The organism is Micromonospora humi, assembly GCF_900090105.1.
Lineage (GTDB): Bacteria > Actinomycetota > Actinomycetes > Mycobacteriales > Micromonosporaceae > Micromonospora > Micromonospora humi.
In genome coordinates this window covers 103,077-128,121 of record NZ_FMDM01000009.1, presented here as the reverse complement: position 1 = coordinate 128,121, position 25,045 = coordinate 103,077, and the positions used below count along the sequence as shown (strand labels likewise).

The 25,045-nt window shown below is 75.0% G+C and carries 23 protein-coding genes and 1 pseudogene; 9 read left to right on the top strand and 15 right to left on the bottom strand.

Going from position 1 to position 25,045, the window contains the following annotated elements; all coding sequences use genetic code 11:
- Window positions 1-61 precede the first annotated feature (61 nt).
- On the top strand, window positions 62-637 hold the full coding sequence (locus tag GA0070213_RS18420; RefSeq protein ID WP_091065668.1) for a Uma2 family endonuclease: 576 nt from the start codon (window positions 62-64) through the stop codon (window positions 635-637).
- On the opposite strand, the gene GA0070213_RS18415 is transcribed toward GA0070213_RS18420, so the two are convergent.
- Window positions 618-1,040: an ester cyclase gene (locus GA0070213_RS18415; protein WP_091065665.1), complete on the bottom strand. Its 423-nt coding sequence runs from the start codon at window positions 1,038-1,040 to the stop codon at window positions 618-620. The two genes, GA0070213_RS18420 and GA0070213_RS18415, sit on opposite strands and share 20 nt — an antisense overlap.
- Window positions 1,041-1,133: 93 nt before the next feature.
- On the opposite strand from GA0070213_RS18415, the gene GA0070213_RS18410 reads away from it, so the two are divergent.
- Window positions 1,134-2,180, top strand: coding sequence for a glutathione S-transferase family protein (locus GA0070213_RS18410; protein WP_425412840.1), 1,047 nt, complete (start codon window positions 1,134-1,136; stop codon window positions 2,178-2,180).
- Between the two features lie 58 nt (window positions 2,181-2,238).
- On the opposite strand, the gene GA0070213_RS18405 is transcribed toward GA0070213_RS18410, so the two are convergent.
- Together GA0070213_RS18405 and GA0070213_RS18400 are read right to left on the bottom strand one after the other, a co-directional pair.
- Window positions 2,239-3,201 (bottom strand): complex I subunit 1/NuoH family protein, encoded by a 963-nt coding sequence (locus GA0070213_RS18405; protein WP_091065660.1) that lies wholly within the window; start codon window positions 3,199-3,201, stop codon window positions 2,239-2,241.
- A complete protein-coding gene (locus GA0070213_RS18400; RefSeq protein ID WP_245716452.1) occupies window positions 3,201-4,034 on the bottom strand; it encodes an NADH-quinone oxidoreductase subunit C in 834 nt (277 codons plus the stop codon). Before GA0070213_RS18400 ends, GA0070213_RS18405 begins: the two co-directional genes overlap by 1 nt.
- 103 nt (window positions 4,035-4,137) lie before the next feature.
- On the opposite strand from GA0070213_RS18400, the gene GA0070213_RS18395 reads away from it, so the two are divergent.
- Window positions 4,138-5,184 carry a glucose 1-dehydrogenase gene (locus tag GA0070213_RS18395; protein WP_175441396.1) on the top strand — a complete coding sequence of 349 codons (1,047 nt, stop codon included), beginning with the start codon at window positions 4,138-4,140 and terminating at the stop codon, window positions 5,182-5,184.
- 13 nt (window positions 5,185-5,197) lie between these two features.
- On the opposite strand, the gene GA0070213_RS18390 is transcribed toward GA0070213_RS18395, so the two are convergent.
- The gene (locus tag GA0070213_RS18390) at window positions 5,198-6,514 is read right to left on the bottom strand and encodes a DUF2252 domain-containing protein (RefSeq protein WP_091065656.1); all 1,317 of its coding nucleotides are present in this window, start codon (window positions 6,512-6,514) and stop codon (window positions 5,198-5,200) included.
- Window positions 6,515-6,550: 36 nt separating this feature from the next.
- The gene (locus tag GA0070213_RS18385; RefSeq protein WP_091065652.1) at window positions 6,551-7,111 is read right to left on the bottom strand and encodes an NADH-quinone oxidoreductase subunit B; all 561 of its coding nucleotides are present in this window, start codon (window positions 7,109-7,111) and stop codon (window positions 6,551-6,553) included.
- Between the two features lie 137 nt (window positions 7,112-7,248).
- Between GA0070213_RS18385 and GA0070213_RS18380 the strand changes: the two genes are divergently transcribed.
- Both GA0070213_RS18380 and GA0070213_RS18375 read left to right on the top strand, forming a co-directional pair.
- On the top strand, window positions 7,249-7,809 hold the full coding sequence (locus tag GA0070213_RS18380) for a SigE family RNA polymerase sigma factor (RefSeq protein ID WP_091066111.1): 561 nt from the start codon (window positions 7,249-7,251) through the stop codon (window positions 7,807-7,809).
- Complete coding sequence (locus GA0070213_RS18375; protein WP_091065648.1) at window positions 7,802-9,016, top strand: hypothetical protein; 1,215 nt, start codon at window positions 7,802-7,804, stop codon at window positions 9,014-9,016. Before GA0070213_RS18380 ends, GA0070213_RS18375 begins: the two co-directional genes overlap by 8 nt.
- Window positions 9,017-9,026: 10 nt before the next feature.
- Here the strand turns inward: GA0070213_RS18375 and GA0070213_RS18370 are convergent, their stop codons facing one another.
- From GA0070213_RS18370 to GA0070213_RS18360, 3 genes are all read right to left on the bottom strand, one after another.
- Window positions 9,027-10,505, bottom strand: a complete 1,479-nt coding sequence (locus tag GA0070213_RS18370) for a pyridoxal phosphate-dependent decarboxylase family protein (RefSeq protein ID WP_091065645.1) — start codon at window positions 10,503-10,505, stop codon at window positions 9,027-9,029.
- A gap of 61 nt (window positions 10,506-10,566) precedes the next feature.
- Window positions 10,567-11,940, bottom strand: coding sequence for an MFS transporter (locus tag GA0070213_RS18365; RefSeq protein WP_091065641.1), 1,374 nt, complete (start codon window positions 11,938-11,940; stop codon window positions 10,567-10,569).
- A gap of 32 nt (window positions 11,941-11,972) precedes the next feature.
- Window positions 11,973-12,287: an MGMT family protein gene (locus GA0070213_RS18360; RefSeq protein ID WP_091065638.1), complete on the bottom strand. Its 315-nt coding sequence runs from the start codon at window positions 12,285-12,287 to the stop codon at window positions 11,973-11,975.
- Between the two features lie 13 nt (window positions 12,288-12,300).
- Between GA0070213_RS18360 and proB the strand changes: the two genes are divergently transcribed.
- Together proB and GA0070213_RS18350 are read left to right on the top strand one after the other, a co-directional pair.
- Window positions 12,301-13,458: a glutamate 5-kinase gene (gene proB, locus GA0070213_RS18355; protein ID WP_091065635.1), complete on the top strand. Its 1,158-nt coding sequence runs from the start codon at window positions 12,301-12,303 to the stop codon at window positions 13,456-13,458.
- A 54-nt stretch (window positions 13,459-13,512) separates the two neighbouring features.
- Window positions 13,513-14,772, top strand: coding sequence for a glutamate-5-semialdehyde dehydrogenase (locus GA0070213_RS18350; RefSeq protein ID WP_281182304.1), 1,260 nt, complete (start codon window positions 13,513-13,515; stop codon window positions 14,770-14,772).
- Between the two features lie 135 nt (window positions 14,773-14,907).
- Here the strand turns inward: GA0070213_RS18350 and GA0070213_RS18345 are convergent.
- The 6 genes and pseudogenes from GA0070213_RS18345 to GA0070213_RS32765 form a co-directional block, all read right to left on the bottom strand.
- Window positions 14,908-15,777 (bottom strand): annotated as a pseudogene (locus tag GA0070213_RS18345) (prenyltransferase/squalene oxidase repeat-containing protein); the annotation flags it as partial.
- A gap of 106 nt (window positions 15,778-15,883) precedes the next feature.
- Window positions 15,884-17,131, bottom strand: a complete 1,248-nt coding sequence (gene moeZ, locus GA0070213_RS18340) for an adenylyltransferase/sulfurtransferase MoeZ (protein ID WP_175441394.1) — start codon at window positions 17,129-17,131, stop codon at window positions 15,884-15,886.
- 41 nt (window positions 17,132-17,172) lie between these two features.
- Entirely contained in the window at window positions 17,173-17,976 is an 804-nt protein-coding gene (locus GA0070213_RS18335; protein WP_091065626.1) for a DUF3152 domain-containing protein, read from the bottom strand.
- 75 nt (window positions 17,977-18,051) lie between these two features.
- Window positions 18,052-18,906, bottom strand: coding sequence for a DUF3152 domain-containing protein (locus GA0070213_RS18330; protein WP_091065623.1), 855 nt, complete (start codon window positions 18,904-18,906; stop codon window positions 18,052-18,054).
- 5 nt (window positions 18,907-18,911) lie between these two features.
- Entirely contained in the window at window positions 18,912-19,988 is a 1,077-nt protein-coding gene (locus GA0070213_RS18325) for an alpha/beta fold hydrolase (protein WP_245716450.1), read from the bottom strand.
- Between the two features lie 41 nt (window positions 19,989-20,029).
- On the bottom strand, window positions 20,030-21,835 hold the full coding sequence (locus GA0070213_RS32765; protein WP_425412846.1) for a hypothetical protein: 1,806 nt from the start codon (window positions 21,833-21,835) through the stop codon (window positions 20,030-20,032).
- A gap of 1,186 nt (window positions 21,836-23,021) precedes the next feature.
- Here GA0070213_RS32765 and GA0070213_RS18315 point away from each other — a divergent pair.
- Both GA0070213_RS18315 and GA0070213_RS18310 read left to right on the top strand, forming a co-directional pair.
- Window positions 23,022-23,660 carry a TetR/AcrR family transcriptional regulator gene (locus GA0070213_RS18315; protein ID WP_091065616.1) on the top strand — a complete coding sequence of 213 codons (639 nt, stop codon included), beginning with the start codon at window positions 23,022-23,024 and terminating at the stop codon, window positions 23,658-23,660.
- Between the two features lie 65 nt (window positions 23,661-23,725).
- A complete protein-coding gene (locus GA0070213_RS18310) occupies window positions 23,726-23,953 on the top strand; it encodes a DUF3107 domain-containing protein (RefSeq protein WP_030502928.1) in 228 nt (75 codons plus the stop codon).
- A 195-nt stretch (window positions 23,954-24,148) separates the two neighbouring features.
- On the opposite strand, the gene GA0070213_RS18305 is transcribed toward GA0070213_RS18310, so the two are convergent.
- On the bottom strand, window positions 24,149-24,790 hold the full coding sequence (locus tag GA0070213_RS18305) for a ferritin-like fold-containing protein (protein WP_091065612.1): 642 nt from the start codon (window positions 24,788-24,790) through the stop codon (window positions 24,149-24,151).
- Window positions 24,791-25,045 lie beyond the last annotated feature (255 nt).

Here is a 25,045-nt window from a genome sequence, read left to right as displayed (position 1 = left end):
CCGACTCTTGGCGGCGGTAGCGTGAGCGTGGGGAGAACGACACACCGGGAAGGGCCTACCGATGACCGCCGCTCTGGAGAGCGACCACCCGCAGGAGCGCGAGTGGACGACCGACGATCTGGACGCGCTGCCGGAGGACGGTCGCCGCCGTGAACTGCTCGATGGAGTGCTGCTCACGTCCCACTCCCCCACCCGGATGCACCAGAGCATCGCTGCCCTGCTCATGGTGGCTCTCGATGACGACTGCCCCGATGGGTACGACGTGACCCAGGCGGTCGGGGTGCGGATCAACCGCACCCGCTACTTCATTCCGGACGTGCTGGTCACCACCGCCGCCGCTGCCGCACGTGAGCCATCCCGGTACGAGCCACACGAGGTGGTGCTCGCCGTGGAGATCGTCTCGCCCAGCACGCGGTCCATCGACCGCGTGCTCAAGCCGGCGCTCTACGCCCAGGCCGGGATCCCGTTCTACTGGCGGATCGAGATCGAGGACGAAAGTCTCGTCGTCCACACCTACAAGATCGATCCGGTCCACGAGATCTACGCGGAGACCGGCCGGTGGACCAAGTTCGTCGACACCGGCGAGCCGTTCCCGGTGAACCTGCCGATCAGCCGGATCACGCCTCGCCGGGTGTGAGCGGAGGCAGCATCTGCACGCCGAGCTGCTGGAGCACCTGGAACAGCTCGTTGACGCTCCACACGTCGACGATCCGGCCCGCCTCGTCGAAGCGCAGGAACGACGCCCCGGAATAGCTGACCACCCGCCCGGTCGGCGGCACCGGACCGAACTGCCCGGCCTGGGTGCCGGCGGCCCGCCAGCGCACCGCGACCCGCCCGCCGCCGGCCACCACCTCGACGATCTTGTAGCGCAGGTCGGGGAACGACGCCCGCCGGTCCCGGTGCCAGGCCAGCACCGCATCCGGCCCGACGCCGCCCAGCCCGGGGCACTCCGGGGCCACCAGCTCGTACGCGCTCTCCTCGCGGCCGGCGTTCCACACGTCGGCGACGAAGCGTCGGGCCGCCACCTCCACATCGGTCACGTCCGGCAGCCTATGCCGTTCTCTGTGCCGCTCGCCCTGCCGGGACCGGCCGGAGCGACCATGATGGGAACGGAACCAACTCGGGAGGTGGGCGTGGGCGGCAGCAACGACGAGGTGCTGGACCGGACCGGCGGCAAGTACGTGGAACCCGGTGGTGAGTTCACCCGGGACCAGCGCTACATCGCCACCCGGATCACCGCGGACGCGCGGGACGGCTGGCCGGTGGAGCCGGGCCGCTACCGGCTGGCGGTCAGCCGGGCCTGCCCCTGGGCGAACCGGCTGATCATCGTCCGCCGGCTGCTCGGTCTGGAGGGCGCCATCTCGCAGGCGGTGGCCGGGCCCACCCACGACAAGCGGAGCTGGACGTTCGACCTGGACCCGGGCGGCAAGGACCCGGTGCTGGGCATCGAGCGGCTGGCCGACGCCTACTTCGCCCGCTTCCCCGGCTACGAGCGGGGCATCACCGTGCCGGCGCTCGTCGACGTCCCCACCGGGCAGGTGGTCACCAACGACTACGCGCAGATGAGCCTGGACCTGTCGACCGAGTGGACCGCGCACCACCGGCCGGGCGCGCCGGAGCTCTACCCGGAACGGCTGCGCGGCGAGATCGACGAGGTCAACGCGGTGGTCTTCGCCGACGTCAACAACGGTGTCTACCGGTGCGGCTTCGCCGGCAGCCAGGAGGCGTACGACAAGGCGTACCACCGGCTCTTCGACCGGCTGGACTGGCTGAGCGAGCGGCTGACCGGGCAGCGTTACCTGGTCGGCGACACGATCACCGAGGCGGACGTGCGGCTGTTCACCACGCTCGTCCGCTTCGATCCGGTCTACCACGGGCACTTCAAGTGCAACCGGCAGAAGCTGAGCGAGATGCCGGTGCTCTGGGCCTACGCGCGGGACCTGTTCCAGACGCCGGGCTTCGGCGACACGATCGACTTCGACCACATCAAGCGGCACTACTACGAGGTCCACCGGGACATCAACCCGACCGGGATCGTGCCGCTCGGCCCCGACCTGTCGAACTGGCTCACCGAGCACGGCCGGGAGGAGTTGGGCGGCCGCCCCTTCGGCGACGGCACCCCGCCCCCACCCCCCGCTCCCGAGGAGCGGGTCGACCCTTCCCACACGCCGCTGCGCTGAGACGAGGTGTTAATCGGGGCCCCCTCCTCTACCGGAAACGTTAAGAAGGGGCCCCGCCTTACATCGCGAGGCGGACCGCGACGGTGAGCACCAACTGGGCCAGGGCCAGCGGGACCAGGACCAGCCAGCAGAGGCGCTGGAGCTGGTCCTCGCGCAGCCGGGGGTAGCTCACCCGGAGCCAGATGATCACGAACGCCACGGCGAAGACCTTGAGCAGCGTCCACAGCCAGCCGAGCTGGGCGTCGGCGAACGGCCCCTGCCAGCCACCCAGGAAGAGCACAGTGGTCAGCGCCGCGATCACCACGATGCCGACGTACTCGGCGAGCAGGAAGAACGCGAAGCGCAGGCCGGTGTACTCGGTCATGTAGCCGAAGACCAGCTCGGAGTCGGCGATCGGCATGTCGAACGGCGGGCGGCGGATCTCGGCCAGCCCGGCCACGAAGAAGATCACCATGGCCGGCGCCTGCCAGAGCAGCCACCAGGGCCGCCACGCCTCGACGATGCCGCTCAGGCTGAGCGTGCCCGCCGCCATCGCCACCGAGGCGGCGGCCAGCACCAGCGGCAGCTCGTACCCGAGCAGCTGGGCCGCGCCGCGCAGCCCGCCGAGCAGGCTGTACTTGTTGGCCGACGCCCAGGCGGACATGAGCACCGCCAGCACCCCGACGCCCACCACCGCGAGCACGAAGAACAAGCCGATGTCCAGCGGCTGGGCGACCAGGTCACCCGGCCCGAGCGGGATGACCAGGAGCACCAGGAGATAGGGCACCAGGGCCACGGCCGGGGCCAGCCGGAACACCTGCCGGTCCGCGTCGCGCGGGGTGACGTCCTCCTTCTGCACGAACTTGACGCCGTCGGCCACGAGCTGCGCCCAGCCGTGGAAACCGCCCGCGTACATCGGGCCCAGCCGGCCCTGCATGTGGGCCATCACCTTGTGCTCGGCCTGGCCCACGACCAGCGGCAGGGTGAGGAACGCGACCAGCACTCCGGCCACCCGCAGGACCAGCTCCAACCAGTCCGGCATCAGCCCTCCCCCGCCTCGGGCGCGGCACCGGGCTCCGGCCGGGCCGGGTCGGCGGGCCGGTCGCCCGCCGGCTCCTGCCGCGCGGGGCCGGTGGGCCGCTCCCCGGGCACCGGACGCCCGAGCGGGCCGGGTTCCGCCGGCGGAGGGGCGGGCTCCCGGCGGGACGGACCGGTCGGACGCGCCGGACGCTCGCGGGCCGGGCGGGCCGGCGTACCCCCGCGGGGGCCCTCGCCGACGCCGGCCGCGCCGGCCGGCGTGGGCGTCGTCCCCCACTCCCCCGGCGCGGGCACGCCCGGCGGCCGGATCGGCCGGCGCCCGCCGCCCGCCTCCGACTCACCCGGCTCCTTCGCCCCCGGCCACGGCTTCGCGACCCGGGAGGCCAGCACGAACTCCTTGCGCAGCGGATGCCCCTCGAACTCCGGCGGCAGCAGCAACGGCCGCAGCTCGCCGTGGCCGGCGAAGTCGATGCCGAACATCTCGTGCGTCTCCCGCTCGTGCCACGCGGCGCCCGGGAAGACGTCGACCACCGACGCGACGACGGGGGTGCCCCGGGGCACCCGGGTGCGCAGCAGCAACCCGTGCCGGTGCCGGACGGACCAGAGGTGCGCGACCACGTCGAAGCCGTCGGCCAGCTCGTCCACCGCCGACAGCCAGTCGAGGAAGTCGCACCCCAACTCGGCGTCGTCGCGTGCCGCGCGCACCGCGTCCGCCCAGCTCGCCGGCGGTACGTCGACGGTGGCGCGGGCGTGCCCCTGACCGCCGGAGACCGACGCGGTGGCCTCGACGGGCGCGAGCAGCTCGACCACCCGCCGGCCGACCTCTTCCGGAGTCATGCGCTGATCCTATGGCCGACGGCTTCCGCCCGGGTCGGGCCGTCCGGGCCCGGATCGTCGCTTTGCCGGGCGGGTGGGCGGCCGGCGGGGAAAGATGAGGCTCGTGCGCGCTGTGACTGTGACCCCCGGTGTCCCGGACTCGCTACGCCTCACCGAGGACTGGCCCGAGCCGGCGCCCGAGGAGGGCGCGATCCTGGTCGAGGCGCTCGCGGTGGGCGTCTGCGGCACCGACCAGGAGATCATCGCCGGGGAGTACGGCGAGGCGCCGCCGGGCCAGGAGCGGCTGGTGCTCGGCCACGAGTCGCTGGGCCGGGTGCTGGAGGACCCGACCGGCACGCTGCACCCCGGCGACCTGGTCGCCGGCGTGGTCCGCCGCCCCGACCCGGTGCCCTGCGCCAACTGCGCGGTGGACGAGTGGGACATGTGCCGCAACGGGCAGTACACCGAGCACGGCATCAAGGGGTTGAACGGCTTCGCCCGGGAACGCTGGCGGCTGCAACCCAAGTTCGCCGTCGGCCTGGACCCGGCGCTCGCGTCGGTGGGCATGCTGCTGGAGCCGACCAGCGTGGTGGCGAAGGCCTGGGACCACATCGAGCGGATCGGTCGCCGGGCCGAGTGGATGCCGACGACGGCGCTGATCACCGGCGCCGGGCCGATCGGCCTGCTGGCCGCGCTGCTGGCCAGCCAGCGCGAGATGGCCGTGCACGTGCTGGACCGCAACACCACCGGCCCGAAGCCGGACCTGGTCCGCGCGCTCGGCGCGACCTACCACACCTCGACCGTGGCCGAGCTGGACCTCGAACCGGACGTGGTGGTCGAGTGCACCGGGGCGCCACCGGTGGTGCTGGACGCGATGTGCAAGGCCGCCCCGAACGGCATCGTCTGCCTCACCGGCGTGTCCAGCGGCGGCCGGAGCATCGACTTCGACGCGGGCGCGCTCAACCGGGAGCTGGTGCTGGAGAACAACGTGGTGTTCGGCTCGGTCAACGCCGGCCGGCGGCACTGGGACCTGGCCGGCGAGGCGCTCGCCCGCGCCGACCAGTCCTGGCTGAACGCGCTGATCACCCGCCGGGTGCCGGTCTCCGCCTACCGGGAGGCGTACGCGTCGACCGGCGACGACATCAAGGTGGTGCTGGACTTCGCGCAGTGAGCCGGCCGCCGGCTCAGATGCCCGGCAGCCGGCCGTTGCGGAACAGGTCCACGAAGAGCTGGTGGTCCTCCCGGGCCCGGATGCCGTACCGGTGGGCGAAGTCCACCAGGTAGCCGGTGAACCCGTCGTCGTCGGTGGCCACGGCCGCGACGATCGACTCCTCGGTCGAGTAGTCGACCAGGTCGTGGCTGGACTCGTCGTCGGCCACCGAGTGCATCCGGGCGACCGCCCGGCCCAGGTCGGTGAGCACCCCGGCCAGCTCCTCGGGCTCGTTCACGTCCGCCCAGTCCAGGTCCGCCGCGTACGGGGAGACCTCGGCGACGAGCTGGCCGACGCCGTCCAGCTCGGTGAAGCCCAGCCACGGGTCGGCGTGCGCCTGCAACGCCCGCTGCGACTCGGCGGTCCGGTGCCCCTGGTGCCGGAAGTACGACCGGACCCGCTCGTCGTCGATGTGCCGCGCCACCGCCGGCACCTGCGCCTGCTTCATGTAGATGACGACGTCGTTCTCCAGCGCCTCGGTGTGCCCCTCCAGCAGGAGGTTGTACGACGGCAGCCCGGCCGAGCCGATGCCGACGCCCTTGCGCAGCACCACGTCCTTGATGCCGGCGGCCAGCGGGCGGTGCCGGGTGGTCGACTCGGGCAGCGTGTCGAGGTAGTCGGCGAACGCGGCGCAGACCTGTTCGCGGGTCGCCGCGTCGATCTCGTGCACGCCGTCGCCGAGGGAGAACCGGCGCTCGTAGTTGTCGACGGTGGTCTGCGCGGCGAGCAGGTCCACCCGGGTGTTCAGCCGCGCCTGCTGGAGCACCCGGCGCAGCACGCCGTCGGCGTTCTCCAGCGTGATCGAGCCGATCGCGTCGTCCCCGCCGGCCGCGATCGCCCGCAGCTCGGCCAGATAGGAGCGGGCGAAGCCGGTCACCAGGTCGCCGATCACCCGGTCGGAGAGCGCCTTGGCGTAGCCGAGCAGGGCCACGCTGGCGGCGAGGCGCTTCAGGTCCCAGGTGAACGGACCGACGTACGCCTCGTCGAAGTCGTTGACGTTGAACACCAGCCGGCCGGAGGCGTTCATGTAGGTGCCGAAGTTCTCGGCGTGCAGGTCACCGTGGATCCACACCCGGCTGGTCCGGTCGTCGAGGTACCTGTCGCCGGCGAAGTCGCCGCGCTGGTCGGCGTAGAAGAGCGAGGCGCTGCCCCGGTAGAACGCGAACGGTGAGGCGGCCATCTTGCGGAACTTCCGGCGGAACGCCGCCGGGTCGACCGCCATGGACGCACCGAACTCCTCGGTCAGCACGTCGACGATGAAGGCGGAACGCTTCTCCGGGGAGTCGGTCATGGTCCGCAGGCTAGCGCCGCCCCGCCACCGGCGGGATCAGTCGGCTGGCGGACGCACCGGCGGCGCGGTCAGCGCCTCCACCGGCCGGGGGACCACGTCCGCCGGGGAGGCCAGCCGGTCGGGGCGGGACACGCCACCCGGGCCGGACTGCTCGGCGGCGATCTTCTCCTGGAGGCGGAGGATGCCGTGCAGCAGCGCCTCCGGGCGGGGCGGGCAGCCGGGCACGTAGACGTCGACCGGAATGAGCTGGTCGACGCCCTTGGTCACCGAGTAGGAGTCCCAGTACGGGCCGCCGCAGTTGGAGCAGGCGCCGAACGAGATCACGTACTTCGGTTCGGGCATCTGGTCGTAGAGCCGCTTGACCGCCGGGGCCATCTTGTCGGTGACCGTGCCGCTGACCACCATGAGATCGGCCTGCCGGGGGCCGTGGGCGAACGGGATCACGCCGAGCCGCATGAAGTCGTGCCGGCCCATGCTGGTGGCGATGAACTCGATGGCGCAGCAGGCCAGGCCGAAGTTGAACACCCAGAGGGAGTAGCGGCGGCCCCAGTTCAGCACGAACCGGATCGGCTCGCCGAGCACGGCCGGCAACTGCACCTCGGGCCTCCCCCTGCGCGGGTCTGTGAACCGACAGTCAACCACAGCGTCCGGGAGCGCATCCGGCGCAACCGACGGCGGCGTCAGCACGTGTGACGGAGGGGACCGCGTTGGCGGCGCCGTACGGGGAGGAACGGATGACGGTGACGAGGGAGGCGCGGCGCGACGAGCCGCCACCCGACGAGACGACGGACGGGCCGGACCGACGTCAGGCGGTCGACTTCGACGGGCTCTACCATGCGCACTTCCGGTCGCTGACCGTGCAGCTCGCCGCGTACTGCGGCGACCTGTCCCAGGCGCAGGACCTGGTGCAGGAGGCGTTCTGCCGAGCGTTCGCACGCTGGTCGCGGGTCTCCCGCTACGACGACCCGGTGGCCTGGGTCCGCCGGGTCGCCTGGAACCTGGCCACCAGCCGCTGGCGGCGGCTGCGGACGGCGGAGTCCTGGCTGCACCGGCAGCGCGAGGAGCACGTACCCGGTCCCGGGCCGGACCGGGTGGCGCTGACCGCCGCGCTCGCCCAGTTGCCGCCCACGCAGCGCCGTGCCGTGGTGCTGCACCACCTGGCCGACCTCAGCGTCGGCCAGATCGCGGAGCAGGAGGGCGTGCCGGAGGGCACGGTCAAGTCCTGGCTGCACCGGGGGCGGGCCGCGCTGGCGGCCCAGCTCACCACCACGAACGAGGTGACCGATCATGCCTGAGCCCCGGGAGACGCGCCTGAGCGGCGCGTTCGAGGCGTACCGCACGCTGACGCTCGACGCGGTCGTACCGGCCGGGCCGGACGCGGTGCGGCGCACGGTGCGACGTCGGCAGCGACGCCGGGTGGCCACGGTGGCCGTCGTGGTCGCGGTGGCGGTCGCCGCGCCGGTGGCCGCCTGGGCCGCGCTGGGCCGCCAGAGCACGCCGGCGCCGGTGACGTCGCCGGCGCCGACCGCGTCGCCCGCCCCGACCGGGTCGCCGAGCGCCGGCCCGTCGGCCTCACCGAGCACGCCGGCCGGCCGGATCGAGCGGGCGGAGCTGCTCGCCGCCACCGTCGACCTGCCGGCGTGGCCGGCCGGGGCCGGTTGCCGGACCCGGGGTGTGCGGTTGGTGGAACGGACCGGCGGCGACGTACTGCTCTCGAACGCGGCGTACGCCTACGGCGACGTGGACGGTGACGGCGTACCGGAACCGGTGGCGGTCGTGCGCTGCCTGCGCGGCGGCAGCCCGTACCCGGAGCAGGTGGTGGCGTTCGACAGGGCCGCGGACGGCACGCCGGTGGCGCTCGGGCGGGTCTTCCGCTCCGACCCGCGGCGGCCGGAGTGGCTGGTCGCGTTCGACGCGCGCCCGGACGGCGCGGTCCGGGTCGACGTCACCGACCGGGTCGAGGCCGACGACACGGAGCCGAACGCCGCGCACCGGCAGACGCGGATCTACCGCTGGCGGGACGGCCGGTTCACCCAGACCGGCGGGCCGACCGCCTTCCCGGCCGAGCCGTCGCCGCCGGCGCCCACCACGTCGACGTCCAAGCCGATTCCGGTGTCACCGCTGTTCACGCTCACCACGACCCCGGTGGTTTACGGCCCGCCGGACGCCGACGGGTGGCGACGGGGCATGACTACCGTCACGGTCACCAACGTCGGACCGGATCGGTTGACCGACGTGCGGGTCACGCTGCCGGACAGCGACCCGGACATCCACGAGCACTCGCTCGTCGACGGCTGCCCCACGGCCTCCGGCGGGGGTGGCGCGTTCTACTGCCACCCCGGCCCTCTCGACCCGGGCGAACGGATCACCGTGGGCCTGCACTTCATGCGCCGGACCGCCGGGTCGGACCATCAGATCCCGGTGTCGGTGGAGCGGGGTGACGACAACGCCGCGGTGCCCGGCACCACCACCCGAGGCAGCATCACGGTGACGTTCGAGTGAGCGGCGCCGGTCACCAGGCCGGACGCTGGAGCAGCCCGACGAACTCGGCGAGCAGCCGCTCCCGCACCGCCGGCGGGGCGGCGTCGAGCAGCGTGTTGACCACCGCCATCCGGTCCGGCACGCCGGCGCCGCCGCCCAGGCCGAGCCCCTCGGCCAGCCCGGCGACCAGCTCCGGCGTGAGCGCCTCCGGGGTGAGGCCCTCGGCCAGCGCCAGCAGCTCCGGTGGCAGCACGACCCGGCCGGCGGCCCGCGCCGCCGCGACCGCGTCGGCCAGCGCCGGAGTGAACTCGGCCACCCGGGGCGCCACCGCGGCGGTCACCGTGAGGTGCACGCTTGCCGGCAGGTCGGCGTGGCGGAGCTGGGGCTGGGTGTGCCAGCCCCGCGCGGTCAGCTCGTCGACCAGCACGAACAGGTCCAGCTCCGGGTCGTCGGCGGTGAAGCAGACCACCGTCGACTCGGGTTCGGCCATCAGCCGCAGGCCGTCGGTCACCCGCACCGCGGCGGCCAGCCCGGCGACCGCGTCCCGGGTCGACGCGGCCAGCCGCAGGTAGCCGTCCTCGCCCAGGTGGCGCAGGGTGGCGTAGGCGGCGGCGATCGGCCCGCCGGAGCGGGTCGAGGCGATCACCGGGTTCACCATCGTGTAGCCGGGCCAGTCCGCGTACGCGAAGTACTGCGGGGCGCGCAACGCCGGATCCCGGTGCAGCAGCACCGACACGCCCTTCGGCGCGTACGCGTACTTGTGCAGGTCGACCGAGATCGAGGTGACCCCGGGCACGGCGAAGTCGAACGGCGGCACCGGCGCGCCGAGGCGGCGCAGCCAGGGCAGCGTCCAGCCGCCGAAGCAGGCGTCCACGTGGCAGCGCACCCCGGCGTCCGCCGCGAGGGCGGCGATCCCGGCGACCGGATCGACGACGCCGTGCGCGTAGGACGGGGCGGACGCCACCACCAGCACGGTCTCCGGCCGCATCGCGGCGGCCACGTCGGCCACCGCCGGACGCAGCGTCACCGGGTCGACCGGCACCGGGTCCAGCGTGACCCGCAGGTAGTGGGCGGCCTTGGCGAACGCGGCGTGCCCGCTGGCCGGCACCACGATGCGGGGCTCGGCCAGCTCGGGCCGGGCGTCCCGGGCCGTCTTCACCGCGAGCAGCAGCGACTCGGTGCCGCCGCCGGTGACGCTGCCGACGACGTCCGGCGCGCTCGTGCCGGGGCCGCCGCCGAGCAGCCGGGCGGCGGCCGCGACCAGCGCGTTCTCCATCGCCAGCAGCGACGGGAAGGCGGTCGGGTCGAGGCCGTTGACGTGCGCGCTCTCCGCGTACGCGGCGTGGGCCAGCTCGTCCAGCCCGGCCACGCCGGGGTCGTAGACGTAGGCGAAGAGCCGGCCACCGTGCGTCGGTCGGTCGGCCGCCCGCAGCGACCGGATCTCGTCGAGCACGTCCGCCGCGGGCATCCCCCGTGCGGGCAGCGCGCCTGTCCCTGCCGTTTCGGTCATCGGTTTCGGGTGTTCCTCTCGTGACGGTCCGGGCAGCCGGTGGCCAGGCGGGTGCGGCGACTCATGGCCCCGCGACCGGCGCGGTGGCGTGGGACGCCGGGGCGCCGGGCGCGGCGAGCAGCTGGCCCGGCGTCAGGGTGTAGCCGCGCAGCAGCACCACCGGGGCGGCCACCAGCAGGGCCGGCAGGACGGTGAAGCCGAGCAGCACGCCGAGCCGGGCGGTGTCCGGCTGGGCGGCGGCGGAACCGGTCGACGAGGAGACGTAGCCGGAGAGCTGGAGCACCAGGCCGTAGATGCCCGGGCCCAGGGCCAGGCCGAACGTCTCCCCGGCGGTCCACAGGCCGGTGAACACGCCGGCCTGCCGGCGACCGGTGCGCGCGGTGTCGTGGGCGATGCAGTCGGGCAGCATGGAGAGCGCGAAGACCTGCTGGCCGGCGTATCCGACGCCGATCAGCGCGACCACCGCGTACACCGCGGCGGCCGGCAGCGCGGGCGCGGCGACCAGGGCGAGCGCGCCGGCCGCGAAGAGCAGCGACGCGGCGACCAGCGCGGTGCGCTTGCCCAGCCGGGTGCCGGCCCGGCTCCACAGCGGCATGACCAGCAGGGCCGGCGCGACGAAGCAGGCGAACAGCAGCGTGGGGCCGCTGTCCGGCGCGCGCAACACCTGGTCGGCGAAGTACTTCACGCCGGCCAGCACGGTGGCCACCCCGGCGGACTGGATCACGAAGCAGGCCAGCAGCAGCCGGAACGGCCGGTTGCGGCCGGCGACCGCCAGCTGGGCCCGCAGGCTCGGCTCGCTCTCCGTCACCGTGCCGGCCGGCGCCGACCGGGTGCCGAGGAACACGCCGAGCGTGCCGAGCACGATCAGGGCCGCGACGAACAGGCCCATCCACCGGTGGCCGGGCACGCCGTCGCCGCCGGCGGCCACCACCGCCGGGGCGACCGCGCCGGAGACCAGGATGGCCAGCGCCAGCACCGCGATCCGCCAGGTCATCATCCGGGTACGCTCCGCCGGGTCGGCGGTCAGCTCGGCCGGCATCGCCACGTAGGGCACCTGGAAGAACGCGAACGCGGTGGCGGTGGCCAGGAACGCCAGCGCCACGTACGCCGCGGCGGCCGGACCGCGCGCGAACGGCGCGGCGAAGATCGAGGCGAACAGCGCCGCCAGCGCCAGCCCGCCGCCGAGCAGCCAGGGCCGGCGGGCGCCCCACCGGGAGCGGGTCCGGTCGGAGATCCGCCCGGCGACCGGGTTGACCAGCACGTCCCACGCCTTCGGCAGGAGCACCAGCAGCGCGGCCAGCCCGGCCGCGACGCCGAGCGTGTCGGTGAGGTAGGGCAGCAGGAGCAGCCCGGGCACGGTCCCGAACGCGCCGGTGACCAGGGAGCCCGACGCGTATCCGAGGTGCACCCGGCGGGGCAGGCCCGAAGTGGTCATGGAGCCGAATGCTACTCACGTTATGGCCGCGGTCACATCCCCTGCTCCGGCGACCACGCGGCCGCCGCCAGGTCCACCCGGTCCCCGCGCAACGGGCACCCCTCGGCGCGCAACCGGGCCCGGGCCTCCCGCTCGTGCCCCGGCGGCAGCCGGCCGGCCGCGTTCACCACCCGGTGCCACGGCACCCCGCCGCCGTGCCGCGCCATGATCGAGCCGACCAGCCGGGCCGACGCCCGCCCCGACCGTTCGGCCAGCGCGTCGGCCACCGCCCCGTAGGACATCGCCCGGCCCGGCGGGATCCGCTCGACCAGCGCCAGCACCGCCTCGACGTACTCGTCAGGTGTCACGAGCTGCCACGATATGGGAACGCGCCACGGCCGCGCGGACCGCAACCCGCAGAATGGGCGGGTGCGTGAAGCAGTCACCTCGGCCCGCCGGATCGTGGTCAAGATCGGTTCGTCCTCGCTGACCACCGCGACGGGCGGCCTGGACGACGCCCGGGTCGACGCGCTCGTCGACACGCTCGGCGCGCTCACCGCGCAGGGCCGCGAGGTGGTGCTGGTCTCCTCCGGCGCGATCGCCGCCGGCCTCGCCCCGCTCCGGCTGACCCGACGCCCACGTGACCTGGCCACCCAGCAGGCCGCCGCCAGCGTCGGCCAGGGGCTGCTCATCGGGCGGTACGCGACCGCGTTCGCCCGGCACGGGCGCACCGTCGGGCAGGTGCTGCTCACCGTCGACGACGTGACCCGGCGGGCGCACTACCGCAACGCGTACCGGACCCTGCGCAAGCTGCTCGACCTGCGGGCCGTGCCGATCGTCAACGAGAACGACACGGTGGCCACCGAGGAGATCCGGTTCGGCGACAACGACCGCCTCGCCGCGCTGGTGGCCGCGCTCGTCGACGCCGACCTGCTGGTGCTGCTCTCCGACGTGGACGCGCTGTGGACCGGCGACCCGGCCCGCCCCGGCAGCACCCGGATCGCCGAGGTGCACGGCGAGGGCGACCTGGCCGGCGTGGACGTCGGCGGGGCCGGCCGGGCCGGCGTGGGCACCGGCGGCATGGTGACGAAGGTCGAGGCGGCGCGGATCGCCACCGGCTTCGGCATCCCGGTCGTGCTCACCGCCGCGCCGCTGGCCGGCCCGGCGCTGGCCGGCGACCCGGTCGGCACGTTCTTCCACGCCAGCAGCCGACGCCCGGCCGCCCGACTGTTCTGGCTGGCGCACGCCACCGCGCCACGCGGCCGGCTGCACCTCGACCCGGGCGCGGTGCAGGCCGTGGTGGGCCGGCGCAAGTCGCTGCTGCCGGCCGGGATCACCGCGGTGGACGGCGCGTTCACCGCCGGTGACCCGGTGGACCTGGTCGACACCGCCGGCGCGCCGGTGGCCCGGGGCCTGGTCAACTACGACGCGGTGGAGCTGCCCGGTCTGCTCGGCCGGTCCACCTCGGAACTCGCCGCGGCCCTGGGCCCGGCCTACGAGCGAGAGGTCGTCCACCGAGACGACCTCGTCCTGTTGTAAGGCGGGGGCCCTTCTTAACGCATTCTGCATAAGAAGGGCCCCCGCCTAACACCTGTGAAGGAGGGGAGCACGATGAGCGTCGTCGAGCAGGCCCGGCGGGCCCGGGACGCGGCGGAGGATCTCGCCACGGCCACCCGTACCGCCAAGGACGCCGCGCTGCACGCGATGGCCGACGCGCTGGTGGCGCGTACCCCGGAGATCCTGGCCGGCAACGCGACGGACCTGGCGGCCGGGCGCGACGCCGGGCTGAGCGCGGCCGTGCTGGACCGGCTCGCCCTCGACGAGGGGCGGGTGGCCGCCATCGCCGACGCCCTGCGCCAGATGGCCGCGCTGCCCGACCCGGTCGGCGAGGTGGTACGCGGCTCCACCCTGCCGAACGGGCTGGAGCTGCGGCAGGTGCGGGTGCCGTTCGGGGTGGTCGGCATCGTCTACGAGGGCCGGCCGAACGTGACAGTCGACGCGGCCGGGATCTGCCTGAAGTCCGGCAACGCGGCGCTGCTGCGCGGCTCCTCGTCGGCGGCGCACTCCAACGCGGCCCTGGTCGCGGTGCTCCGTGACGCGGTCGCCGCGACCGGGCTGCCGGCCGACGCGGTGCAGCTGCTCGACTCCTCCTCGCGCGACTCGGTCAAGGAGCTGATGCGGGCCCGGGGTCTGGTCGACGTGCTGATCCCGCGCGGCGGCGCGTCGCTGATCCGCACCGTGGTCGAGGAGTCGACCGTGCCGGTGATCGAGACCGGGGTGGGCAACTGCCACGTGTACGTGGACGCCGCCGCCGACCTCGGCAAGGCGGTGGCGATCACGCTGAACGCCAAGACCCAGCGCCTGTCCACCTGCAACACCGCCGAGTCGCTGCTGGTGCACCGCGACGTGGCGGACGCCTTCCTGCCCCCGGTGCTGGCCGCGTTCGCCGAAGCCGGGGTGACCGTGCACGGCGGCCCGGAGGTCGCCGCGCACTCCCCCGCCGTGGTGCCGGCGACCGAGGAGGACTTCGCCACCGAATACCTCTCCGCCGACATCTCGGTCGCCGTGGTCGACTCGCTGGACGCGGCGGTCGCGCACATCCGGCGCTACGGCACCGGGCACACCGAGGCGATCGTCACCGACTCGCAGCGGGCGGCCCGGGAGTTCGTGGCCCGGGTGGACGCCGCCGCGGTCATGGTCAACGCGTCGACCCGGTTCACCGACGGCGGCGAGTTCGGGTTCGGCGCCGAGATCGGCATCTCCACCCAGAAGCTGCACGCCCGTGGCCCGATGGGCCTGCCGGAGCTGACCAGCACGAAGTACGTGGTGACCGGCGACGGCCACCTCCGCTGAGCGACAGGCCTAAGCCACCTGGAGGGGGCCGCCGGCCGGTGTCGCCGGCGGCTCACCCGAGCGCGGGGCGGGCAGCGTGACGCTGGGCGGCACCACGAACTGCGCGCCGGCGCGCGGTGCCTCGGGGGCGTTCGGGCGGCAGGCCCGGATCGCGCGCAGCGTGGTGTGCACGTCGAACTGGTGGCCGTCGTCGCTGTCCCAGCCGCCGTCGCTGCGCTGCGTCTCGGCGAGCCGCCGCCGCGTCGAGACCAGCAGCCACTGCTCCTCGCCCACCTCCACCCGCCGCAGTGTGGCGGCGAGCCAGGCCACGTCGGCCGGGGACATCTCCGGCAGCCGGTCGGCGAGCACGGCCTGGATGCGGGCCGACTCGTAGAACATCTGCTGCCGGTGCAGCACGGCCGCGGCCAGCCACCCGGCCGGCAGGAACGACGGCCAGGTGCCGTCCGGCGCGAGCTGCGCGGCGAGCGTGTGCGACGCCGCCTGCACCACCCCGGCGTACGCCCCGCCGACGCGGTGGTCGAGCGGCCCGGCGGCGCGGGCGTCCAGCCCGGCCACGGTGAGCCAGAACCCGGCGTCGGCGGTCAGGTAGAACCGGGCCTCGGGATCGCCGGGCGTGGCCCACTCCGGCGCGAGACCGGCCAGCGACCGGTGCTCGTCCCAGCCGCCGTCGGCGAGTTGACCGCTGGCCAGCCAGTCGAGCGCGTGCCGGGCGGCGGGGCGGCCCAGCGCGCCGAGGTCGTCCAGCTCGGACAGGCGGAAGCAGGTCGCGTCGACCGAGGCGACCTCGCCGCCGAGCACGGCGGGCCAGCCGCCGCCGAGGGTCTGGCCGGACTCCGCCGCGTCGAGCAGTTCCGGCGACGCCGGCGCGCCGGAGCGCAGCCGGGACAGGCGGGCGCGGTCCACCGCGTCCCCGTGTGCCACGACGAACCCGATCGCCGCTTCCAGATCGACCACGGCGGTGACGCTACCTGCGCCGACGTGGTTACGCCTCGGTAGCTCGGCCAGGGTTTGGCGCGGACCGCCGAGGACCGGGGACACAAGGCGCGAAAGCCCCATCACTCACGGGCATGAATGTCCACGCGAGTGACGGGGCCGCCGAGCGAGGGGTGGCTCAGTAGGAAGGCAGTGACGGGTCGACCTGCTTGACCCAGGAGAGCACCCCGCCCTGCACGTGCACCGAGTCCTTGAACCCGGCCGCCTTCAGCGCGGCGAGCGCCTCGGCGGACCGCACGCCGGACTTGCAGTGCAGCACGATCTGCCGGTCCTGCGGGAACTTGGCCAGCGCCTCGCCGGAGAGGATCTCGCCCTTGGGGATCAGCGTCGCGCCGGGGATCCGGACGATCTCGTACTCGGCGGGCTCGCGGACGTCGACCAGGAAGATGTCCTTGCCGGCGTCCTGCCACTCCTTGAGCTCCAGCGCGGTGATGGTGGAGTCGACCACCGCCTCCTGCGCCTCCTCGGAGACCGCGCCGCAGAAGTCCTCGTAGTCTTCCAGCAGGTCGGTCACCGTGGGGTTCTCGCCGCAGAGCGCGCAGTTCGGGTCCTTGCGCACCTTGATCTTGCGGTAGCTCATCTCGAGGGCGTCGTAGACCATCAGCCGGCCGACCAGCGGCTCGCCGATGCCGGTGAGCAGCTTGATCGCCTCGTTGACCTGGATCGACCCGATGGACGCGCAGAGCACGCCGAGCACGCCGCCCTCGGCGCAGGACGGCACCATGCCGGGCGGCGGCGGCTCCGGGTAGAGGCAGCGGTAGCAGGGGCCGTGCTCGGCCCAGAAGACCGAGGCCTGGCCGTCGAAGCGGTAGATCGAACCCCAGACGTACGGCTTGCCGAGCAGCACGGCAGCGTCGTTCACCATGTAGCGGGTGGCGAAGTTGTCGGTGCCGTCGACGATCAGGTCGTAGCGGGAGAAGATGTCCTTGACGTTCTCCCGGTCCAGCGCGGTGTTGTGGATCTCCACCTGCACCAGCGGGTTGATCTCGCGGATCGTGGCGGCGGCGGACTCGGCCTTGGACCGGCCGACGTCGGAGACGCCGTGGATGATCTGGCGCTGGAGGTTGGACTCGTCGACGGTGTCGAAGTCGATGATGCCGAGCGTGCCGACACCGGCGGCGGCGAGGTACATCAGGGCGGGCGAGCCGAGACCGCCGGCGCCGACGCAGAGCACCCGGGCGTTCTTCAGCCGCTTCTGCCCCTCCACCCCGACGTCCGGGATGATCAGGTGGCGCGAGTAGCGGCGGATCTCGTCAACGGTCAGCTCGGCGGCGGGCTCGACGAGCGGGGGCAACGACACGGTGGACTCCCCGGGATCGGCGGTGGGACCGCGCCATTGTCGCTCGCCGCACCGACGATCGGCCATGACGAGGGACACCCGGCCCGAACTGCGGGACCGGGAATAACTCAGACGCCGTCGGTCGGCTCCCCTTCGTACCGCACCCCGTCGAGGTACGGCCAGGCGTTCGGCACGCAGCCGTCCAGCCCGTACGTCTGCTGCTGCATCACCGGGGCGGGTGCGCCGGGGCGGGGGCAGGCCTGGTGCAGCTCGCCGAACTCGTGCCCGACCTCGTGGTTGATCACATAGGTCCGGTAGACGTCGAGCGGGGCACCGTAGTCGGGCACCGCCGTCATCCAGCGCGCCAGGTTGAGCACCACCCGGCCGGGCAGCCGGCAGGACGTGTACCGCTCGGTGTGCAGGCCTCCCTCGGCGCACATCCGTTCCGAGGTCACCGGCGTGGCCAGGTAGACGGTGAAGTCGGCGGCGGCCGCCTCGGGCACCCGCTGCACCCGGAGCCGGCCGGAGGCGATCCAGCTGCGCGGGTCCCCGAGCACCGTGTCGACGGTGGCGGCGAACGCGTTGACGTCCGGCCCGGCGCCCTGCTCGACCTCGACCCGGTAGCGGCGCAGCGGGCCGGCGTCACCGCGTACCGGTGACCGGCCCCCGGCCACCGCGAAGGTGCCGGGGCCGGCGGTGGGATAGGCGGTCGGGGGCGCCGCCGGTCCGGTGTCGGCGTCCGGCATCAGCGTCGGCTCGGCGGCGAGCGGCATCCGCGCGGGGCGCGGCGGCTCGCTCAGCCGGGTGATCCCCACCGCGCCACCGGCGGCCGCGACCAGCATGGCCAGCAGCAGGACGGCCCGTCGGCGGCGGCGGCGCATCCGGCGCAGCCCGGGACGTTCGGGCGGGTCGTAGGGGGACGACGACGTCATGCCACCAGCGTGACACGCAATTCGGGCATTTAGCTGCTTTTACCGCTTAAGCCGCGAACATCTTTCGCGATCGGTTCACCGCGACGGGCCGGTGTACCGCTTCCCGCCCAGGTACGGCCACGGGTTCGGCCGGCAACCGTCGAGGAACAGCGTCTGCTGCTGCATCACCGGTGCGGGCCGGCCCGCATTCGGGCACGCCTCGTGGTGGTGCCCGAGCTGGTGCCCGACCTCGTGGTTGACCACGTAGAGCCGGTAGGTGTCCAGCGGCATCCGCGCGGCCACCAGGTGCGGCGCCGAGGTGCGCCACCGATCCAGGTTGATCACGACCTTGCCGGGCACCCGACAGGACGTGTACGGCACGCCGCCCTTGCGGATGTCGATCCCGCCCGCCCCGCACAGCCGACCCGCGGTGTCCCGGGTGGCCAGGTAGATCGTGAAGTCGTACCGGGTGCCCGGCGCGACCCGCTGCAACCGCAGCCGACCGCCGTCCACCCAACTGCCCGGCCCGGCCAGGGCCCGCTGCACCGCGTCGCCGAAGGCACGTGCCTGCTCACCGGAGCCGTCCTCCACCGCCACCCGGAACCGGCGCAGCACCCCGGCCCGGCCCAGCACGCCGCCCGGCCGCTCGTCGTAGGAGAAACCGCCCCTGCCGTGCGCGGGCACCGGACCGGGCAGCGCCAACACCGGCGCCGCCGGCGAGCTGGGCGCGGCCGACGGCGGCGCGGCCGACGACGGCACGGTGGTCGGCGCCGGCGGCTGCGCGGCGAACCCGTCGGCGACCAGCTCCTTCGCGCCGGCCGGCGGCAGCCGCAACGCGACCCCGACGCCCACCCCGGCGGCGGCGAGGAACGCGCAGACCACCACGGCGGTGCGCCACCGGCGAGCCAGGGACGTGGACCGCGCGGCACGCGGACGGCGGGAGCTGGGCATCCGGCTCAGCCTGCCACGTCACGCCCGCTTTCGCTCTCCCCCGTTCCGGTGACCAGGGCCGTGGCCTGCGCTTTCCGCTCCGCCGGGCCCGGCGTGGCGGCGACGTCCGGCGACCCGGCCGGCACCGGGACCGGCACCGGCGCCGCCTCGTCGAGCAACCCCAGCACCGCCCGCGCCACGACCCGGGGCACCTCGAGCTGGGCCACGTGCCCGACGCCGTCGAGCATCAGCAGCCGGCTGTCCGGGATCACCCGGGCGGTCTGCGGGGCGACCCGCACGTCGACCAGGCGGTCCTGCCGCCCGCCCACCACCAGCGTGGGCACCCGCACCGAGGCGGCCTGCCGCCAGAGCGCGCCCTCCCCCGGCAGGTACGACCGCAGGAAGCTGCCCACCAGGCCCCGGAACGTGCGCACGTAGGCGGCGGCGTAGTGGGCCGCCTCGTACCGGATCCGGATCTCGTCGATCGCCTCCTGCCGGCGCTGCTCGCTGATCCGGGTCAGGTCCGCCACGCACGACTCCATCACCTGCTGCGCCATCACCTCCGGTGCGAGCTGCGCCAGCCGCCAGGCGGCCAGCCGCTCGCCCCGGGGGATCACCAGCACCGGCAGCATCCGCCCCTGCAACGAACGCCGGAAGTCCAGGAACGGCAGGGCCGGCGAGATCAACGTGAGCGTGCGGACCAGCTCCGGCCGCAACGCCGCCACCCGGACCGCGACCGCGCCGCCCAGCGAGTTGCCGAACAGGTGCACCGGCCCCCGGTCGCTGTGCTCGATCCAGCGGACCACCCGGTCGGCGAAGGCCGGGATCGTGTAGCGCCGCCCCGGCTCGCTGCGCCCGAAACCGGGCAGGTCGATCGCCTGGCCGTCGAGCCGGCCCGCGAGCAGGCCGGCCAGGTCGGTCCAGTTCTGCGCGGAGCCGCCGAGGCCGTGCACGTACAGCGCCGGCTCCGCGTCGGGCGTGGTGGCCGGGGTGTCCCGGACGTGGACGAGGGTGCCGTCGAGCGGCACGTGCCGGCCGGGCCAGGGCGGCGGGACGTGGTGCGCGGGGAGGAGATGATCCGGCCAGAGTGCGGCACGCTTCATGTCTCCAGTCTTCCCCGCGCCGGCCCCGACCGCACCATCGCTCAGGCGAGCAAGGCCTCCAGGCGGCGGTTCACCGCCGCCAGGGTGGCCCGGACCACGGCCTGCCGCGGATCGCCGGCCACCAGCGCCGAGCCGGCCAGCTGCTCCACCCATCCCTCGCAGACCAGCAGCACCACCACGGTCGCCACCTCGCAGTTGCCGAACGGCACCACCGCGGCGTGCTCGACGAAGCAGCGGCCCCGCTCACCGGCCGGCACGTCCCCACCGCCGAGCAGTTCGTCCACCGCGGCGGCCGCGGCCACCGCGCAGAGCCGCAGCACGTACCCGTCGACCGCCGGGCCGGTGGCGTGACCGTCGGCCGCGCGGTCCCCGGCCAACAGGCGAACCTCGGTGGTGGCGTCCAGCCCGAACGTGCTCACCAGGACGTGGTCGATCACCACCCGGGGCCCCGGCGCGCCGCCCGGGTCCAGCGGTCGCGACGGCGCGGTCTCCGTCGTGGTCATCTGCCCACCGGAGTACGAGGTGCCGAGCGTGACCGGACTGCCGGTGGACATGCCGGTCGGCGCGGCGGCCAACGACGTCTCGTCCACGGTGGCCCGGCCCCGGTGGGTGGACTGGCGACGTCGGCGCGGCGGCTCGACGCCCGGCTCGACGCCCTCGACGGGCGCGTCGGTGGATCGGCCGGTGCGCGACTCCACCCCGCCGAACCGGCCCTCACCGGAGCGGTTCTCGGCCGGCCGGTTCGCCGGACGCACCAGACCGGGCCGGGCGGGGGTGTCGTCACCGGCCGGGCCGGGCGGCACCGCGGTGCGCGCCGGGGCGTCCAGCTCGTCGTCGGCGCGCGACCGGGGCGTACCCGATCGGGGTTCGGTCGGAAGCTCGCCGATGCGGTCGCCGCGCGCCGCGGCGGACCGGCGGCGCACCGGTGGCGGCGGCACGGCCGGCGCGCCGGGCAGGTTCTGCGGCGCGGCGGCCAGGCCCATCCGCTCCTGGAGCAGGCGGGCCACCAGGCGGCTCACGTCGGCCGGATCGGCGCCGTCGGCCAGGTCCAGCCGGAGGCTGTGCGCGCCGGCCGGGGTGCGGCGGAGCGCGGCGTCGCGGACGCCGGCCACCTCCCGGACCGCGTCCAGGATGGCGTTCACGTCGAAGCCCTCCGGCCGTTCGCGCAGCGGCGCGGGTTCGTCGTCCCGGCGCAGGTGGGTGGCGATGCGGGCCAGCTCGGGAGTCTCGGCGGACGGTTCCACCGCCGGTGGCTCCGGCACGACCGGCACGTCCGGCTCGGCGGGGACGCGCTGCGGCAGCACCGGCGCCGGCTCCGCGGACCGGGAGTCGGCGGCCGGTTCGGCGGCGGCCGGCGGCGGCTCGGGGGCGGACCGGCGGGCCGCGTAGGGCGGGGCGCTCGTCGGCCGGGGCGCCCGGTAGCTGTCGAACGGCGCCGGGGCGGCGGAGACCGGCTCGGCGGACGGCTGGTCCGGCGCGCGCGAGGGCTCGTCGGCCGGCTCACCGGCGGCCCGGGCGGCCGGCGCGGGAGCGTACGCCGCCGGCGGCGGACCGGCCGGCGCCTCGCGCGGCGCCGGCGGGACGGCGGTCGGCTCGGGACGCGCGCCGAACGGGGTCACCGGCACCGGCGGGCCGGCCCAGGAGGGGCGCTGGGCGGCCGGCTCATGACCCGGACGCGGCTCGGGGTCCTCGCGGGGCAGCCGGAACGGCCGGGTGGGCTCCGGGTGCGGCGGCTCGTGCCCGGCACCCGACTCCGCCCGCACCGGCTCGTACGGCCGGACCGGCTCGGGCCGGGGTGGCTCGTACCCGGTGGGCGGCTCGACGCGGGCCGGCTCGTACGGCCGCACCGGCTCGGGCGCCCACTCGACGGCGCGGTTCTCCCGGGCGGCGCGGCGACCGGTCGGCTCGTCGTCGCGGGGCGCCCGGTCGACGGGCTCGTCGTCGCGGGCCGCCCGGCGGAGGGCGGGCCCGTCGTCGGGAACCGCCCGGCGCCCGGCCGGCTCGCCGTCGTGACCGGCCCGGCGGCCGGTCGGCTCGTCCGTGCGGGCCCACGGCGGGGCCCAGCCGTCGCCCCAGCTCGGACGGTTCCAGGACGGGCCGGACCAGTCCGGCTCGCCCGGGCCCGCGCCCGGGTCGTCCGCCCCGGCGCCTCGTGGGTCGGCGGCGCGGGCCTCGTCGGACGCGCGAGGGTCGACCGGGTGCGGCGCAGGCGGCTCGGGCGGGGGCTGTTCGGCGCGGGCGGCGGCGGGCTCGACCGGAACCCGGTCGGCCCAGCCACGCGAGAGCGACGGGGCGGAGGGGTCGACGGTCGGCGCGTGGAAACCCGGCGGCATCTCGAAGCCGGAGGCGGCGGCGCCGACCGGCGGCACCTGGAGCGCCGGGGGCGCGGAGGTCGGACCGGTCTCGGCCCAGCGGGGGAGCCGCCCGGCGGCGGTGTCGTCCGAGGCGTGGCGGGAGCCGGTCGCGTCGGGCTGCTGCTCGACCGCGGGCGCGGGTCGCGGGGCCGGCACGGCCAGCCGGTCGCCGTCGGTCTCCCGCGGCGGCTCGCCCACGGGCGGGGCACTCACCGGCGCCTGGCGGGTCACGGGCGACTCCTCCCCGGCGTGACGCACGCCGTTGACGTGGCGGCCGTTGGCGCGGGCCGGCGGCTCCTCGGCCGCGTGACCGGGCAGCGGGGCCGGCAGGTCGCCGTGCCGGGGCGAGGAGGCGGCCCAGCCACCGCCCAGGTCGCCGTAGGGCCAGCCACCGGGCGCCGGGGCGCCGCGGGACCAGCCGTTCGCCGGGGGCGCCCAACCGCCGCCGGTGCGGGCCGGGTCGTCCTGCTGACCCGTCCCGTCGCCGTGCTCTCCCGGGGTGGCGGCTCCGGGTTGCCCTGTTTCACTCACCGCGCGCTCCTTGGTCGCCCCCGCTGAGGCTACCGTGTGGTGACAGTGGCGATAAGTTACAGCGGCGGGCCAATTCCGCGACGGGTTCACGAACCCGGCCCGGTTCGGGCGATACGTGCCGGCTCGACGCAGATACTCGGAGGTTCCCATGACCGCAGTGGGGAACGGTGCTCAGACCGCCGGCCGGCCCACCCGCCTGCCCCGCTCGGCGCGCCGTAAGCAGCTGCTCGCCGCTGCCCAGGAGGTGTTCGTCGCGCACGGCTACCACGCCGCGGCGATGGACGACATCGCCGAGCGGGCCGGCGTCTCCAAGCCGGTTCTCTATCAGCACTTCCCCGGAAAGATGGAGCTCTACCTCGCGCTGCTCGACACGCACTGTGACGCCATCGTCGCGAAGGTGCACGACGCGATGCGCGGCACGCAGGACAACAAGGAACGGGTCGGCGCGGCGGTGCGGGCCTACTTCGACTTCGTCGACCACGAGAGCGAGGCGTTCCGGCTGGTCTTCGAGTCCGACCTGCGCAACGACCCGGCCGTGCGGCAGCGGGTGGAACGGGTCGAGCAGGGCTGCATCGCGGCGATCACCGACACCATCATCTCGGACACCGGGTCCAGCCGGGCGCACGCCGAACTGCTCGCGTCCGGGCTGGTCGGCGCCGCCGAGACGGCCGCCCAGTTCTGGCTGGCCGGCGGTCGGCAGGTGGCCAAGCCGGAGGCGGAGGCGCTGGTGGCGGCGCTGTCCTGGCGGGGCATCGCGAGCTTCCCGCTGCAAGGTGAGTCAGCCTGAACATCGCGCCGTCCGATCGGATAGCCTTCCCACGGTGGCTTTTTCGCCCCAGTTGAGGAGGCACAGTGGAGGTCAAGATCGGCGTGCAGTACGCGCCGCGGGAGCTGGTCCTGGAGAGCGCGCAGTCGCCGGCCGAGATCGAGCAGATCGTGACCGACGCCTTCGCCAGGAGCGAGGGCACGCTCTCCCTGACCGACGAGAAGGGCCGGCGGGTCATCGTGCCGGTCGGCAAGGTCGCCTACGTCGAGATCGCGGAGGCCTCGCCCCGCGCCGTCGGGTTCACCGTCCGCTGATCCGCGTCGCGCCGGTCGCCGTGGCGGGGGCACCCGCCGCGGCGACTCAGTCGTCCCGGCCGGCCCGGTCCTCCGGGCCGGCTCAGTCGTCCCGGCCGGCTCAGTCGTCCCGGCCGGCTCAGTCGTCCCGGCCGGCTCAGTCGTCCCGGCCGGCTCAGTCGTCCCGGCCGGCCCGGTCGTTCCGGCCGGCTCAGCTCAGTTGGTGAGGCCGGCGGCCGACATCCGCGCGGCGTGCGCCTCGGTCAGTTCGCGCAGCAGCGTCGGCACGTCCACGCCGGCCCGGCCGATCAACGCGACGAGCGCGCCCCGGTCGGCGGCGGCGACCCGGCCCGCCTGCGAGAGCGCCTCGCCGAGCAGCCGCCGCGCCCACATCGAGAGCCGGCCGGCCGCACCCGGGTCGGCCGCCAGCGCGGCCCGGATCTCGGCCGCGGCGAACTCGACGTACCGGGTGTCGTGCAGGACGTCGAGCAGCAGCGCGCGATCCGGCCCGGTCAGGCCGGCGGCGAGCCGGCGCAGGAAGTCGTCGGTGATCGCGTCGCCCAGGTACGCCTTGGTCACCGCTTCCGCCCAGTCCCGCGGCTCGGTCGAGTCGTGGTACGCCCGCAACGCGTCGACGTAGGGGGTCATCGCCTCCTCGGGGGCCACGCCCAGCGCGCCGAGACGGTCGGCGAGCCACCGGTAGTGGGCGATCTCGGCCGCGGCCATCTCGCTGAGCGCGGCCCGTCGGCGCAGGTCGGGAGCGAGCCGGGCGTCGGCGGCCAGCCGGTCGAAGGCGAGCAGCTCGCCGTACGCGACGAGGCCGAACAGGTCGACGGCGGCGGGGTCGGAGGCGGACACGAGCGCAGGCTACCGCCCCGGCGTCATGTGGCGCAGGTCACACGAGGCACCCCTGGATGCGCGGTCGCCACCCGGAATCGGGACGGCTGAGAGGCTGTTCAGGTAGGATGAGACAGTTGCCGTGGGCACCGACCAGGTCAGCTTCGCTGATCAGCACCGGTCCCCCGGAGCGCGTGCGGCCCGGTCCGGCTCGGCGAAACCGCCGCCGACCGCGTGGCCCGCGCCAAACCGTTCGCGCCCTGAGGACATGAGGGG

What these genes read in the sequence shown, in the direction of transcription:
- GA0070213_RS18420 (WP_091065668.1), top strand. Translation starts at nt 62, where the DNA reads ATGACCGCCGCTCTGGAGAGCGACCACCCGCAGGAGCGCGAGTGGACG.
- GA0070213_RS18405 (WP_091065660.1), bottom strand. Translation starts at nt 3,201, where the DNA reads ATGCCGGACTGGTTGGAGCTGGTCCTGCGGGTGGCCGGAGTGCTGGTC.
- GA0070213_RS18400 (WP_245716452.1), bottom strand. Translation starts at nt 4,034, where the DNA reads ATGACTCCGGAAGAGGTCGGCCGGCGGGTGGTCGAGCTGCTCGCGCCC.
- GA0070213_RS18390 (WP_091065656.1), bottom strand. Translation starts at nt 6,514, where the DNA reads ATGACCGACTCCCCGGAGAAGCGTTCCGCCTTCATCGTCGACGTGCTG.
- GA0070213_RS18380 (WP_091066111.1), top strand. Translation starts at nt 7,249, where the DNA reads ATGACGGTGACGAGGGAGGCGCGGCGCGACGAGCCGCCACCCGACGAG.
- GA0070213_RS18375 (WP_091065648.1), top strand. Translation starts at nt 7,802, where the DNA reads ATGCCTGAGCCCCGGGAGACGCGCCTGAGCGGCGCGTTCGAGGCGTAC.
- GA0070213_RS18370 (WP_091065645.1), bottom strand. Translation starts at nt 10,505, where the DNA reads ATGACCGAAACGGCAGGGACAGGCGCGCTGCCCGCACGGGGGATGCCC.
- GA0070213_RS18365 (WP_091065641.1), bottom strand. Translation starts at nt 11,940, where the DNA reads ATGACCACTTCGGGCCTGCCCCGCCGGGTGCACCTCGGATACGCGTCG.
- proB (WP_091065635.1), top strand. Translation starts at nt 12,301, where the DNA reads ATGGGAACGCGCCACGGCCGCGCGGACCGCAACCCGCAGAATGGGCGG.
- moeZ (WP_175441394.1), bottom strand. Translation starts at nt 17,131, where the DNA reads ATGGCCGATCGTCGGTGCGGCGAGCGACAATGGCGCGGTCCCACCGCC.
- GA0070213_RS18335 (WP_091065626.1), bottom strand. Translation starts at nt 17,976, where the DNA reads ATGACGTCGTCGTCCCCCTACGACCCGCCCGAACGTCCCGGGCTGCGC.
- GA0070213_RS18330 (WP_091065623.1), bottom strand. Translation starts at nt 18,906, where the DNA reads ATGCCCAGCTCCCGCCGTCCGCGTGCCGCGCGGTCCACGTCCCTGGCT.
- GA0070213_RS18325 (WP_245716450.1), bottom strand. Translation starts at nt 19,988, where the DNA reads ATGAAGCGTGCCGCACTCTGGCCGGATCATCTCCTCCCCGCGCACCAC.
- GA0070213_RS18315 (WP_091065616.1), top strand. Translation starts at nt 23,022, where the DNA reads ATGACCGCAGTGGGGAACGGTGCTCAGACCGCCGGCCGGCCCACCCGC.